The sequence below is a fragment of the Caballeronia cordobensis genome (assembly GCF_001544575.2).
GTDB lineage: Bacteria > Pseudomonadota > Gammaproteobacteria > Burkholderiales > Burkholderiaceae > Caballeronia > Caballeronia cordobensis.
The window spans coordinates 537,911-550,964 of record NZ_FCNY02000001.1 but is presented as its reverse complement, the minus strand read 5'-3'; the positions used below and the strand labels follow the sequence as shown (position 1 = coordinate 550,964).

Below are 13,054 nucleotides of genomic sequence, written 5' to 3'. Positions count from 1 at the left end.
GGATGAGCGGGGAAGAGGTGAACGAGAACGTCCAAGCAGCGCTACGGGCAGTCATCGAGAGTCGAAAGCGGCGAGCGAGAGACATGGAGGCGCGGGAAGAACTGGAGCAGCGGATTTCTCAAATGAAGTCCGACCAGTTCCGCACAGAGGCCGAGCATCGCCGTGTGTTGGAGGTAGCGCAAGCTGCACATGCCCGCGCCGTTGTGCAAGCTATCGCATCGGCTACCGTGTCCGCCGAATCGAAACAGCGCGAGCAGCCTCGCGTCATGCTGTCGGCCGCGATCGAAGAGTTTGCTCGGTTCAAACTGGCTAAGAAAGAATGGCGAGGCAAGACGGAGGAAAAAATGCGGGCAGCGCTCGAACTGTTCCTGCGTGCGGTTGGTGACCAGCCCCTAAGCCATATCGGACAGCCGAAGGTTGTCGAATTTCTTGAGTTGCTGCGTCGTTTGCCGCCGAACCTGCAGAAACTAAGGGCGCTGGAGGGCAAGACGTTACACGAAATCGCCGCGCTGTCGTTGCCACCGATCTCTGAGAAGACTGTAGCGGATCGGTTAGACGCGGTGATTGCGTTCTTCAGGTGGTGCGTTCAGCGCGGCGACTGTAGGCTCGAACGGAGTCCCGCCGATGGTTTAGCTCTCGGGAGTCCCAAAAGCACTGAGCGGCTGCCGTTTTCGGATCAACAGTTACTGCGGCTCCTCAGTTCCGAAGAGTTTCAGCAGCGCCGGTTTCCAAACTGGTATTCGTTCTGGCTAATACCGATGGCCCTATTCACTGGCGCGAGGCTCGGCGAACTGTGCCAGCTTGAGCTAGCAAATTTCGTCTATGTCGACGACGTTTGCTGCATCGAGATAATGGATGCTGGAGAAGAGCAAACGCTAAAGAATCGCAACTCGAAAAGACTTGTCCCCCTGCATGATAAATTGATCGAGATGGGACTCATGCGGCACGTCGAAGCAGCCAAGCGTGAGGGTAAGGTCCGCCTTTTTCCGGAGCTTGACCTTAACGTAAGTGCCAGCCATGTTGCGTCGAAATTGTTTGGCCGTTACCGCGCGCGCTGCGGCGTCACGGGTGTTGAGGCGCCATTCCATTCTTTCCGTCACACGTTCATCACCCGCATCATGGACGCGGGCGGGAACCTGAGTCAGCTTGCGCCGATCGTCGGTCATGGGGAAAAGCTCATCACCGGAAATACCTATTGGAACAAGCGCGACGCGCGCGCCCGTCGCGAGGTCGTGCGGCTGCTGGCGGTTCCTGAGGAAATTGCGACGCTGCTTCCTGCGGTCGAGCAAGTGACGGTTGCGAAGTCTTCGAATTAGACCGGAATAGACGATGGTAGCCGCGCCAACACGCGCTGCAACTGTCCAAGGGTCCACCTACCGCCGCGCGCAGCCGTGACGCCGGTCCTGTTAAGCTCTTCAACGATCTGACGCTGTGTTAAACCGGCGGTGCGGTAACTCGTGATCGTGCGGGCAAGGTTCGCCGCAAACTCATCGGCCGCGCGCTGACGGTCCTGTATGTTTCGTTTAAGGTTGGCGGGGCCGGTCGCACCGAGCACCACGCCACGGGCTTTAGCGGCCGCGAGCGCATCGCGTGTTCGCTCGCTGATGCGTTTAGCCTCGTGCTCCGCAAAAGCCGCCATGATATGTATGGTCAGTTCGTTTGCCTCCGGCATGTCACACGCGACGAACCCTACCTTGCTTTCCATCATTCCCGCGATGAAGGCCACGTTCCGCGCAAGGCGGTCAAGTTTGGCAATCAAGAGCCGTGCGCCTGTCTTTCGGCAAAGCTCGATGGCGGCGCGCAGTTGAGGCCGCCTCGCCAGCGCATCCGCGCCCTTGCCGGTCTCCGTCTCTGTGAACTCCCCCACCGACTCCCACGCACCGCCATTCAGGTAGCGCGTGACTGCTTCCCGCTGCGCATCGAGACCTAGGCCGCTCACTCCCTGTCGTGCCGTCGATACCCGGTAGTAGGCGACGAATTTCCCATTTGCCATGCTCTGACCTCGTTGAAGGACGATCATCCTATGTGTACTCAATGATATCGTATTTGCCAATAAAGGCAATAATTGACGCTATAGGCAATAATTGCTATCGTCCCGATACTTACTGACTGACTTAAAGGGATTAGAAGTGACGAACGATAAGCAAGCCGACACCGAACTCGAGAGCGATCCTAAGGCGCGTGCACTTGAACTCGATGGTAAAAGGACCTTCATTCGGCTGGATTCGGCCACGTGGAAGGCTATCGACATGCTGGCAGCGCACTCATGCTGTGATTGGGATGAATGGGTGCGGCATGTTTGGGGGCAGGTGAAGGAGAAAATTGACCCGGACAAGCTCCCCTCAGTGAACCGGGCTGGCGCGCTTCGTTTCTTCGCGACGCATGGCCTCATTCGGCTGACCTCGAGCATGGCGGCAATGAATAAGCACCACCACGGAATGAGCGATGGGAAGATCGAGGTGGAGATCACGGACGGCGTTTCGCTGAGGCTCACTCGCGAGCAAGCTAGGGCCGTCGTCGAAAAGATCAGCTATTCGCTGTCCTATGGCGAGGTCGGGCGATGAAAGATAAAGCCGTAAGCTCAAGCGAGGCCGCGCACGTGGTGCGAAAGTTCATTGGACCTGTGCGAGCATGGGATGGCGCGCTGGAGGAGATGCGACGCAATGAGAGCGCCAACTATCTTGGATTGCGGCTAGAGCCATACGGCCGAATGCAGCGCCAAGGCTACCCCCGCCCAATTTACTTGCTGCGGGACGTGCTCGAATTCATTTGCCGAGCACGCGAGTTGACGACGCCACCAAGCAAGCCTGCCGAGATCGACGCCTTTGAAATCGAGATCGATCCAACGCTCCATTGCCCGTGGCGAGTGCGCACGGTGATGGCAGCGCCGCATTAAGGGTGGGGGGATGGAGCATAGCAAGTTCAAGTTCCGCGCCATGGTGGACTGGTTGAGTTTTCTCATCGAAACGACCAGTCCAACGAAGGGCGACGCCATCTATCGCCGGTTCCAATTGAAGAACTATGTGGAACCATTAGATAGAGGAGACGGCGGCGCGGCAACCCGCTTCATTGTGACCCTGCAAGATGTGCAGAGCTGGGAAGAGGCAAAAGTGCGGATAGAGTGCATCGAGAGAGCGTTCCCATTCGCCCGAGGCCCGATGCTGGTCGGATTAGAAGTGAGCTTCGACGCTCGGGCTCGGACTGCCACGAGGGACGAATTGATCGACCTTGCCGCGAATTTCTATAAATTCAGCGCCAGCGTTGTTAGTTCAAACCGGCGGTTTGGCGGACGGTTCAAGGGTGACGTGACGAGTATTACCCGGCATCGGCGCAATCGAGTCCTCATCGCCGCCGATCGGGTATTAAATATTGGCAACCAGACCGATGACCTAAGCCAGCGAGTCTATTTCAAGACCGTCGATGACAAGCAACCGCTACCGACGAGCGAACACCGTGCACGCATGGAGTTGACGCTGAAGGGCGGCGCGATGCCATTCGCCACGATTCGGGCGGCGCGTGAATTCGACTTCACGGCACTTTCCCCATATTTTAAGTTTCGCAGACTCAAGGGTCGCCTTAATCCCGTCCAAGCCATCCTTGCCGAGGCGTCACCGCAGATTGGCGAGCGGGTCTCGCGTCGCCGTCAATCGGACAGGAGCACGCGCATGTATTCAAGCATGACGCGCGCCGACAGCGCATTGAACAGCAGGGCGTGGAAAGCGCTTGATCGGCTCACCGAGCAGATGCGCGCGCCGATCTTCGAATATGAGCGGCGGCGGATTTTGCGACTTTTCGATCGGCCTAAGTCTTTGAATTGAAAGTCAGCTGCCATGTGACACTAAGACTACATCTACTGCTGTTAGTCGCCCGTTGGCGCACCTGGCCATCCCAGCGGAAACGACGAATTCACAAACGTTGGCTTGCCGTGCGAGTCGGTCCTCGCGCTACCACGCGCACATCAGGATCGGCGATACTATAATCAGACGAAAGCCGTCGGTTCGTAGACATTGCGGGGCTATTTCTGTCGCAAGCGAAACAAGCACGAAATATCAAACGCGCGCCTCCGACTTCGCAGGTGGTCACGTCCGGCTCTCGCTCGCAAGTGGCAATTGATCGCTATTACCTGACGAACGACCCGGCACAAGACATGCGCCCGGAACCAGCCAGACAAAATGCCGGCCTGCCATGAGGTAGGTGGTCTTAGAAAAATTGAGCGATGGCGCAGGGGGTCGTTAAAAATTTTTTCAGTGCCACAAAAAAAATCTTATACCGCACAACGAGGAATAGATGGCCGAGAGCTACCTGATAGTCATGGGAATTGCATTTGCCGTGTTGTTCGTGGGAGGATGCCTCAACTCAATGACCGGACAGTCGCAAGCGAAATCGTTGAATAGCAGATTCGTATCGCTGGGAAACATGGGGGGCAAGACCTACGACGACATTGTGTCGGTCGTCGGAGAGCCTAGGGCGCAGAGTTCGTCTGGCGGTATTACTGTTTGCACATGGGGCACTTCGCCGCTGCCCGGAGCGCAGCAGTATCAAGTGACGCTCGTGTTCGAGAACGACGTATTCACGCGGATCGCTGACGAGACGACTACCAGTCCATGACTCCCGCCGGGAGCAAGATCCTAGGACCGCAAGGGTGCAAGTCATGGGCGGGTGGCGTGCATCGATGGCTGACGCGTCTATTCCGCGCTATCACCTCGGGGCAACGACGACGCGAAGCGTTCCCTTTGGCGGACTATTTGGGCCGCCGCCATGACCACCTGCTTGGCCCAACGACTGGACAAGCGCATAAGTAAGCACCGTCCACGGCGTTTTCTCCCACGATTGCCCTGTCATCTGTTCGACGCCCGCATTCGACTCTCTCTCTGAAACCGAATCCGTTACGACCGTTACGCCAGCGGGCTGGCCGTCGACAGTCACGGCGGTTGGGCTTTGTAACGCGCCGGGTGATGCGCTCTGCAGAATTGGAGCGGGGGGCAACACATCCCATCGAGCGTCTTGCAAAGCGCGCCAGATTTGCTGGGCGACATCAAAACATTCTGGGTCGTCACGCAAATATACAAGTTCAACGCGTGCTTTGGGTTGGCCATTCAGAGCCGCCAAGAAAATGTCGCGTTTGAGCTGACGAGGGGCCACCTGCCTGCGCAACCGCTCCAGTCTTAATTCCGATTCCTTGGCACGTTCATTGGAACTGGCGGCCAGAGCTCTCGCTTCATCGCCTCGCGCGTTGGCTTCAGCGATCCGCTCGTCGGCGGCTTTTTGGCTGAGTTCTGACAATTGATGGCCGACAATGCCCGTGAAAAGGCCCGCGATTACGGCAATAGCCCTGCGAAACCGGAAATCCATATTCCGCAAACGCACAGTCGGTCCCAAAAATCTAGCGATTGACCCCACAGTTGCATCTTGGCGCACTCCTCTTGAACACTTGAATATCCGTCGCGACGTCGAGCACGTTCGCATTGTGTGCGGCGGTTTGGGCTAGGTTGCTGGATTGGGAGCGTCATGTTGCGGGCTGACATAGATGCTTTCGCCAAATGGCAGCCCCCAGATTTTCGATTGTGATTCGATACATGAGCCGATCTAAGGCGCTGACAAAACGTTCAGCGTCATCCAGTTTCTCACGGACGTCTTTGCAAGATATTCCAGGCAAGGTTCCCGTGTGCGCAAGCTGAGTGCGTAAGCTCCCCAATGACTTGAGCAACGCGACGGCATCTTGCTTCAAATGGGCGCTCAACTGTTGAAAAAGATCATTGATGCCCAAACGAAAAAACAGCTTTTTCAGATTGTCTTCTGACGGATATTTAAGGCTTCCATAAATATCCTTTCCAGTAATATGGGTCACAACCTTTTGATCAGTCATAATGTCCCCTGCCGATCCCTGCATCGCCGTCGTGAAATTTTTTAATAGATCTTTTTCGGAGCTGGCGGCCAGATAATTTCCGAAAATCTGTATGGCATTGGCTTTTGTCAAAAATAAGTGCGACCTAAGATTTCCTGGGAGGGAAGAACCCTTCAACGCCTTCGCCTTAATTCCTTGCGCAAATCCGGCAACAATGTCTTCGATAAAATTTTCGATCTCCGCGTGTGCAAGAAATATCGCTGCGGCAATTACATACTCCCTGATTACAGGGTCAATCACTTTCCGATCTGCAAGCTTGAGGCGATCTGAAATTTCTGAATAAACCGTGCTTAGTTGTGTCCGCGCGCGACTCTTCTTGTAGGCCATCAGTTCACTCTTATTTGGCGAACAACTTGCGAATAGCATTGACGCGGTATCTAACTTGGCTATCGTCACTAGTCGCGATGCTGATCGATTTGCGAAACTGTTCGTCCCCTTCTATCAAGCCGGCCAGCAATAGTTGCGCTTTCTTTGTCGATATCGCCGTAAGATCGTCTTTCGCCATGAGCTGAGCGACACCCAACATGAGAGCGTCATACAGAGCCGAGTTGAACGAGCTTTCTACACGAAGAGCGCGGTCGAAGATCCTAAAGGTCAAATCTCCCAGAAGCGATCTGACCGCGCCAAGAGTATTGGCAAAATTTCTTTTGAATTGCTCTTGTTCTTCGCTGGTTAGGCGTCGGTTTTTCTCTGAAAATGTGTTTATAAACGTTGCTAACGGTTTTCTGTAATTTTGAAATTCTGAATTGAGAGCCCAAAAGCGTAGCACAAGCTCCTCGGCCTTCATCCGCTTGTCGTTCTTTATTTCTAACAGAGCCAAAAGCTCACTTTCCTTTACTACCGCAGCGGCGAGCGTCATCAAATCGCCGAAATAGAGGCCATGACGTAACTCTTGTGGGGTAAGCTTTGCTGCTCCGGTATTTAGTCTTTCAAATACATCAAATTTTACTTGCGGATGCGTATCCTTCAATATGACAATGCATCGCAATGTTCGATTTTGTATGTGGCGCTGAAAGCGCGGGTCGAGTTCAAAAAATCGACTGCCTTCAAGTTCTGGGTAGGCGGTTAGCCCCTTCAACGCGAATTGATTTTCTATGAAGCGTTTGATCGTTGTAAGACGTTGATTGCCGTCAATTACGGAAAGTCGTTCGTCGTTCTCTTGATTGAGGTAAATGACAGGGATCGGGCATTGAATTATCAGCGATTCAACCAATCGGGAAGCCTGCGGTTCTGTCCAAACGTAACGCCGCTGGAAATGGGGGATATAAATGGATTCGTCCGCGAGTTTTTCCACGATAGTCTCGACGGTGAAGTCGTAGGTTTCGGTGTGAAGCTTACGTTGTTCAGGAGGAACCGAGAGTATCCCGTCTGCGAACTCTTGCTGTTCTCTAGCCTCGGGGAACAGGATATCAGCCAGTTGGTGACCGGTTTTCTTCGTGGGCATTTTTATCCAATTGTCGCCAGAAAGGGCAACGTGATTAAGTCATTGTTGCTAATTCGGAATGCAGTTCGTTTAGGCGACAGTATGCCGCGCTCGAGGGCCGGGGTCAAAGGCGTGTATTGCCATATGGCGGTGCAAGAGCAAGCGTCCACCGTGCATTAGGCGCCGTGAGCCGAGCCCATGCAGCAACACGCACAGCATGAGATTTGCTCGAACCTGAATGCGCAGGGTTGGACGTCTACGCGCCTCTGGACGGCATGTCGTCGCGTAGGCACTACAGGACTTTAATTCCCGGACAGTGCATGAGGCAGATACCCGACTAGGACTCAATCGAACGGGTAGCCGTGCGAGACGCACGCCTGCCGTAGCGCACGGAAGACCGTCGAATGGGCCGATTGGCTCCACGTGACAGGGTCGGCGTCGAGTTCTCGGCTTACGAGTGCGACAATTTGCTGATTGTCGAGATTCAGACTCAAGAGACACGTCTGTAACTGGTTGGGGCGTCGCTCGGGCGCCCCGAACATTGGCGATAAGAACAATCCGTCGACGAGACCCATGACGTAGCCCTGCTGAATGGCAGGTTGTGCGTCTCGGAACGCCTTACCTGTGAGGAAACCGCTATTGATCGTGTGAACATCGCGTGAGGGTTGCGCGAACGCCCACGTAGCAACGACAAGCGGCAGAAAAATGAATCTTTTCATTGCGGCGCTCGCTCAGAGAGTGTCTTGGGCGCAATTGTAGCGCCGAGCTCAACACGGACGAGCTCGGCGCTCGCCAGTGCCCTTGGTGTCGGCCTGCGTGGCCGGTAGAGCCGCAAGTGGGCGGGTTGTTCAATTTGGACCGGCGCAGAGCCACATATCTCTTCCAGCTATTCCCGCGCCCCCTTGCTAGAATTTCCCGTGTCGGTGTCCCAAATGGGCGCCGGCGCAGTCCAAGCCAAACGCGCGGCGCACTCGAATTAGGGATGATGGCGGAAGACATGGTCGGGAGTTCGATCCTCCTCCTCTCCACCACGAATTTCCAAGGGCCTGGCCACCCACCAGGCCCTTTTCCATTCCCGCAACACCCTCATCCCCACCCCCGTCGCGCTAAACTGCCCTCACATTCACGCGCGAGGCCCACATGCACTTCAACATCCGTGAAATCGATCACGTCGTGATTCGCTGCCTCGATCTCGACAACATGATCCACTTCTACCGCACCGCCCTGGGCTGCCCCATCGAAAAAGAGCAGCGCGACCTCGGTTTAGTGCAGATGCGCGCCGGCCGTTCGCTCATCGATCTCCTCGCCGTCGGTGCAAAAATCGATCGCCCTGAAAGCGGCGCCCCCGACGCGGGCCGCAACATGGACCATTTGTGCGTGCGCGTCGAGCCGTTCGATCCCGATGCCTTGCGCGCGCACCTCGAACAGCACGGCGCGCGCATCGGCGAAGAAGCGCGGCGGTATGGCGCCGAAGGCTTCGGCCCGTCGCTCTATCTGTTTGATCCCGAAGGCAACATGATCGAGCTCAAAGGGCCGCCCGAAGCCTGAGCGTTACTGCGCGCCGGCTTTGAGGACGTTCCAGCGAATCGCGACAGGGTCGACACGTTCGCTGCTCAGCGACGCGTCGCCGTCCTGCATCATCAACTGCAAACGCATCGTCCGTTCGGCCAGCTTGCCGAGCGCTTCGGCGACGCCATCTTCCAGCGACCAGACCGTCACGTTGCGCAAGCGCTCGACCTTGCCCTTCACGCCCTGCCACCAGATATCCGCCGTTCTGCCCGCATAAGCGATGACGATCACGCGCTCCGAGCGGCCGCTCGCCTTCGAGATGCGCCGCTCATCGGGCTGGCCGACCTCGATCCATGTCTGAATCTGCCCGGTGAGATCCTTTTGCCAAAGGTCGGGCTCGTCGGTATCGGAAAGGCCTTTGCAGAACTCGAGACGCTCGTCGGCGAAGAGGCCGAAGGCGGCGACGCGCACCATCATCCGTTCATCGGTCTCCGATGGATGACGCGCGATGGTCAGGGAATGATCGCCGTAATAGTGGCGATCCATATCGGCGACCTGGAGGTCGGCCTTGTAGATCGTGGATTTGAGAGCCATTCAGCATCGAACGCCGGTTCTTCGCCGGCGACAAGAATTGTCGATACGCACGACGACGTCGCGCGAAACCGACATTGTGCGTTGAATCGATGCTGATTTGGAAGACGCCAACGCGCGCGCCCGCTGGCGGGCACGCGGCATAGCTGACGGTTATTTATCGAATCGTCAAAAACCGCTTATTGATCGATAAAGCGAGCCGCGGTCCACATACCTTGCGTGTCGTTATTCGAGGCGTTGACGAATTCCACGTCATGTCCCACCACGCGAATCACGCGAAAATGCGATTCGACCGGAGTCGAAATGCATTCGAATCCCTCGAAAAACTGCTGCATCTTTTGATGCTCGCCGGCTCTCGCATGCTGATCGGCCGAATCGAACTTGTCTTTAGACAAGCAGCCATAAGAATTGGGCCGGAAGGTGAACGTCTGCTGAGGCTGAACGACTGCGTCCTGGGCTTGCGCTACGGAAACGACTGCAAACAACCCCATCATCGCGAAGAGAGCACTGGCGCGTTTCTGCATGTATATAGCCTCCAAACGTAACCGTTTCGACATTAGCTATGTATTTAAAAGCGGATAACCGCAAGACTCATGCTAATTGAGTATCTCGAAGTTGCAAGCATATGTTGTGTGCGATCGCAACACGTCAGAATGTCGCAGGGACGGTAACCAAATAGATCACGCTGTGGATTAAATGAAATTCGTTGAAAAGGCCGCTTTGAGCGAAATGAAAGCCTACGTTTTCGGTCGCAAAGGTGCGGCAATTTGCCTCTCGACGGAGATTGTTGCGCCGCATTAGGCGAACGTGCGCGCAAGCGAACAGGCCGCGCGACGTCAAGCTGGCTGAACGGCCTATTGCAAGCCCTGCGCGTTCGTGGATAAATCCACTCATCGAACACAGGAGACCAGCATGACCCTCGCTCAATGGCTGCCGTTCGCGATTGCGTCGGCGATTCTCGTCGCGATTCCCGGGCCGACCGTATTGCTCGTCGTGTCCTACGCGCTCGGCCACGGCCGCAAGTATGCATTTGCGACGACCATCGGCGTCGCGCTCGGCGATCTCACCGCGATGACCGCATCGATGCTGGGCCTGGGCGTTCTGCTCGCGGCATCGGCTGAACTGTTCATGATCGTGAAGTGGGTCGGCGCGGCTTATCTCGTTTATCTCGGCTTCAAATTGTGGCGCGCGCCGGTCATCGATACGGACGCCGTGCAGCCCACCGGCGAGTTGCGAACGGGCCGCATCATGGCGCATGCCTACGCCGTCACGATGCTGAATCCGAAGAGCATCATTTTCTTCGTCGCGTTCGTGCCGCAATTCGTCGATCCGCACGCGGCAAGCGTGTCGCAGATCGCGATTCTGGAAGCGACCTTCGTCGGACTCGCGGCGGCCAACGCGTTCGCGTATGCGTTGCTCGCGTCGGGCGCGCGCAAGGCGATCCGCAAGCCTTCGGTGCAGCGCGCGGTCAACCGCACGGGCGGCGCGCTCCTGATGAGCGCGGGCGTCTTCGCCGCGGCATGGAAGAAGGCGGCATGAGCACGCCCGACGACTGGAGCGCGAGCGCACGGCGCGTCTACTTCGGCTTGCTGGACGACTGGAACCGGCAGGACGCGTCTGCGATGGCGGCGCGTTTCGCCGATCGCGGCAGTCTGGTCGGTATCGACGGCAGCGCCATCGACGGGCGCGCGTGCATCGAGGCGCACCTTCAGCCGATCTTCGCCCAGCATCCGACGCCGCGTTTCGTGGCAAAGGTGCGCGAGGTGAGGCGCATGGCGAACGGGCAGACGCTGTTGTTACGCGCCGTCGCGGGCATGTGGCCGCGCGGGGCGACGGCGCTCGAACCAAGTTTGAACGCGGTTCAGACGATGGTGCTGTCGCTCTGCGATGTCGCGTATCGAATCGAGATGTTCCAGAACACGCCGGCGGCGTTTCATGGGCGGCCGGAAGAGAGCGAGAAACTCAGCGCAGAGTTGCGCGAGGTCGGCAAGCCAGACGGTGCGTAGCGCAGCGTCGCTTTATTTTCCGATACAAAAGCGGCTGAAAATCACGCCCAACAGGTCATCCGACGTGAATTCGCCCGTGATCGCGTTGAGGTTGTCCTGCGCGAGCCGCAGTTCTTCCGCGAAAAGATCGAGCACTTGCGAGTGCTGATCGGCGTGTTCCGCCGCCAGCGCGAGGTGATCGCGCGCTTCGCGCAGCGCAATCAGATGACGTTCGCGCGCGAGATAGACGCTTTCCGCGCCGGCTTGCCAGCCGGCAATCTTGAGCAGTTCGTTGCGCAGCAGCGAGATGCCGTCGCCGGTTTTCGCTGACAAATTCACTTCCCGTGCGTGACCGATGCTGTCGTGTACGGCGGCGGGCGCTCCTGCGAGATCCGTCTTGTTCATCACCCGCACGACCGGCACGCCCGATGGAAACCGCGCGGCGATCACGTGATCTTCCGGTGTTGCGCCTTCGCACGCATCGAGCAAATGCAGCACGACGTCGGCGCGTTCGATTTCGCCCCACGTGCGCTCGATGCCGATGCGTTCCACTTCGTCCTGTGTATCGCGCAGCCCGGCCGTGTCGATGATGTGCAGCGGAATGCCTTCGACCTGAATCGTCTGCGCGACTTTATCGCGCGTGGTGCCGGCAATCGGCGTGACGATCGCGAGTTCCGCACCCGCGAGCGCGTTCAGCAGCGAGGACTTGCCTACGTTCGGCTGTCCCGCGAGCACGACCGACAAGCCTTCGCGCAGCAGCGCGCCCTGACGCGCATCGGCGAGCACCGTGTCGAGCCGCTCGCGGATGCGCGCGAGCTTGCCGCGCGCATCCGCTGCTTCGAGGAAGTCGATCTCTTCCTCGGGAAAATCCAGCGTCGCTTCGACGAGCATGCGCAGCGTAATCACGTCCTCAACGAGCGCGTGAATCTCGCGCGAGAACGCGCCTTCCAGCGAGCGGCCGGCCGAGCGGGCCGCTGCTTCCGTACTCGCTTCGATCAGATCCGCGACGGCTTCGGCTTGCGCGAGGTCGAGCTTGTCGTTGAGAAACGCGCGGCGCGTGAATTCGCCGGGTTCGGCGAGCCGCAGACCGAAATCGCGGCCCGCTTCGATGGCGCGTTGCAGAATCAGTTGCAGCACGATCGGGCCGCCATGTCCCTGCAGTTCCAGCACATGCTCGCCCGTATATGAATGCGGCGCGGGGAAGTAAAGGGCGATGCCGCGATCGAGCGCTTCGCCATTGCCGTCGACGAACGGGACGTAACTCGCATGACGCGGCGCGAGCGCCTGGCCGCACAACGCGTGCATCGCCTTTTGCGCGGCAGCTTCGCCCGCCCGGCCGAACGACAGACGCACGACGCCGATACCGCCGCGTCCCGGCGCGGTGGCGATTGCGACGATCGGATCGGTGTCGTTGCTCAGCATGACGGATAGGGGGAATGGTGGCTTCGGAGTGTCGGCATTGTATCGCGGAGCCCGCCGATCGCTGCCGCGCTAGAGGCGCAAAGCGGTCGCCTTCATTATCTTTTTTGAGATAAAGTGGCGAGACGAGGCCGAAGAAGAAACGTTGCGTTGGGACGGTACGCCAGGCCCGACCAGCTTGCGAGAGCTGCGCGAAGTATGTTGCCTTAAGGCAACAATCTC

16 protein-coding genes are annotated in these 13,054 nt (G+C 57.6%); 8 read left to right on the top strand and 8 right to left on the bottom strand.

All coding sequences use genetic code 11. The features are described 5' to 3' along the window. The first annotated feature begins 2 nt into the window (after positions 1-2). Positions 3-1,316 carry a site-specific integrase gene (locus AWB70_RS02575; RefSeq protein ID WP_143281596.1) on the top strand — a complete coding sequence of 438 codons (1,314 nt, stop codon included), beginning with the start codon at positions 3-5 and terminating at the stop codon, positions 1,314-1,316. Here the strand turns inward: AWB70_RS02575 and AWB70_RS02570 are convergent. After that, positions 1,313-1,993 (bottom strand): recombinase family protein, encoded by a 681-nt coding sequence (locus AWB70_RS02570; RefSeq protein WP_053567575.1) that lies wholly within the window; start codon positions 1,991-1,993, stop codon positions 1,313-1,315. The two genes, AWB70_RS02575 and AWB70_RS02570, sit on opposite strands and share 4 nt — an antisense overlap. 136 nt (positions 1,994-2,129) lie before the next feature. On the opposite strand from AWB70_RS02570, the gene AWB70_RS02565 reads away from it, so the two are divergent. From AWB70_RS02565 to AWB70_RS02550, 4 genes are all read left to right on the top strand, one after another. Beyond that, positions 2,130-2,564, top strand: coding sequence for a hypothetical protein (locus AWB70_RS02565; protein WP_053567250.1), 435 nt, complete (start codon positions 2,130-2,132; stop codon positions 2,562-2,564). Then, entirely contained in the window at positions 2,561-2,896 is a 336-nt protein-coding gene (locus AWB70_RS02560; RefSeq protein WP_053567251.1) for a hypothetical protein, read from the top strand. Before AWB70_RS02565 ends, AWB70_RS02560 begins: the two co-directional genes overlap by 4 nt. Before the next feature lie 10 nt (positions 2,897-2,906). Further along, complete coding sequence (locus AWB70_RS02555) at positions 2,907-3,818, top strand: hypothetical protein (RefSeq protein ID WP_053567252.1); 912 nt, start codon at positions 2,907-2,909, stop codon at positions 3,816-3,818. Between the two features lie 469 nt (positions 3,819-4,287). Beyond that, positions 4,288-4,608 (top strand): hypothetical protein, encoded by a 321-nt coding sequence (locus AWB70_RS02550; protein ID WP_053567253.1) that lies wholly within the window; start codon positions 4,288-4,290, stop codon positions 4,606-4,608. 90 nt (positions 4,609-4,698) lie between these two features. On the opposite strand, the gene AWB70_RS38165 is transcribed toward AWB70_RS02550, so the two are convergent. The 4 genes from AWB70_RS38165 to AWB70_RS02535 form a co-directional block, all read right to left on the bottom strand. After that, positions 4,699-5,361 (bottom strand): hypothetical protein, encoded by a 663-nt coding sequence (locus AWB70_RS38165; protein WP_143281595.1) that lies wholly within the window; start codon positions 5,359-5,361, stop codon positions 4,699-4,701. A 145-nt stretch (positions 5,362-5,506) separates the two neighbouring features. Next, positions 5,507-6,232, bottom strand: a complete 726-nt coding sequence (locus AWB70_RS02545; RefSeq protein WP_053567254.1) for a HEPN domain-containing protein — start codon at positions 6,230-6,232, stop codon at positions 5,507-5,509. 10 nt (positions 6,233-6,242) lie between these two features. Continuing rightward, positions 6,243-7,349 (bottom strand): DUF262 domain-containing protein, encoded by a 1,107-nt coding sequence (locus tag AWB70_RS02540; protein ID WP_053567255.1) that lies wholly within the window; start codon positions 7,347-7,349, stop codon positions 6,243-6,245. A gap of 323 nt (positions 7,350-7,672) precedes the next feature. Continuing rightward, on the bottom strand, positions 7,673-8,047 hold the full coding sequence (locus AWB70_RS02535) for a Rap1a/Tai family immunity protein (RefSeq protein WP_053567256.1): 375 nt from the start codon (positions 8,045-8,047) through the stop codon (positions 7,673-7,675). 421 nt (positions 8,048-8,468) lie between these two features. Here AWB70_RS02535 and AWB70_RS02530 point away from each other — a divergent pair, with 421 nt between their 5' ends. After that, the gene (locus AWB70_RS02530) at positions 8,469-8,876 is read left to right on the top strand and encodes a VOC family protein (RefSeq protein ID WP_053567257.1); all 408 of its coding nucleotides are present in this window, start codon (positions 8,469-8,471) and stop codon (positions 8,874-8,876) included. Between the two features lie 3 nt (positions 8,877-8,879). On the opposite strand, the gene AWB70_RS02525 is transcribed toward AWB70_RS02530, so the two are convergent. Then, positions 8,880-9,431, bottom strand: coding sequence for a YaeQ family protein (locus tag AWB70_RS02525; RefSeq protein WP_045451732.1), 552 nt, complete (start codon positions 9,429-9,431; stop codon positions 8,880-8,882). A 176-nt stretch (positions 9,432-9,607) separates the two neighbouring features. After that, entirely contained in the window at positions 9,608-9,952 is a 345-nt protein-coding gene (gene sap1, locus AWB70_RS02520; RefSeq protein WP_014192781.1) for a surface attachment protein Sap1, read from the bottom strand. 388 nt (positions 9,953-10,340) lie between these two features. On the opposite strand from sap1, the gene AWB70_RS02515 reads away from it, so the two are divergent. Both AWB70_RS02515 and AWB70_RS02510 read left to right on the top strand, forming a co-directional pair. Next, positions 10,341-10,967 carry a LysE family translocator gene (locus tag AWB70_RS02515; protein ID WP_014192782.1) on the top strand — a complete coding sequence of 209 codons (627 nt, stop codon included), beginning with the start codon at positions 10,341-10,343 and terminating at the stop codon, positions 10,965-10,967. Next, positions 10,964-11,434 (top strand): SgcJ/EcaC family oxidoreductase, encoded by a 471-nt coding sequence (locus AWB70_RS02510; protein ID WP_053567576.1) that lies wholly within the window; start codon positions 10,964-10,966, stop codon positions 11,432-11,434. Before AWB70_RS02515 ends, AWB70_RS02510 begins: the two co-directional genes overlap by 4 nt. A gap of 12 nt (positions 11,435-11,446) precedes the next feature. On the opposite strand, the gene mnmE is transcribed toward AWB70_RS02510, so the two are convergent. Then, positions 11,447-12,835 carry a tRNA uridine-5-carboxymethylaminomethyl(34) synthesis GTPase MnmE gene (gene mnmE / locus AWB70_RS02505; RefSeq protein WP_053567258.1) on the bottom strand — a complete coding sequence of 463 codons (1,389 nt, stop codon included), beginning with the start codon at positions 12,833-12,835 and terminating at the stop codon, positions 11,447-11,449. Positions 12,836-13,054: the final 219 nt, after the last annotated feature.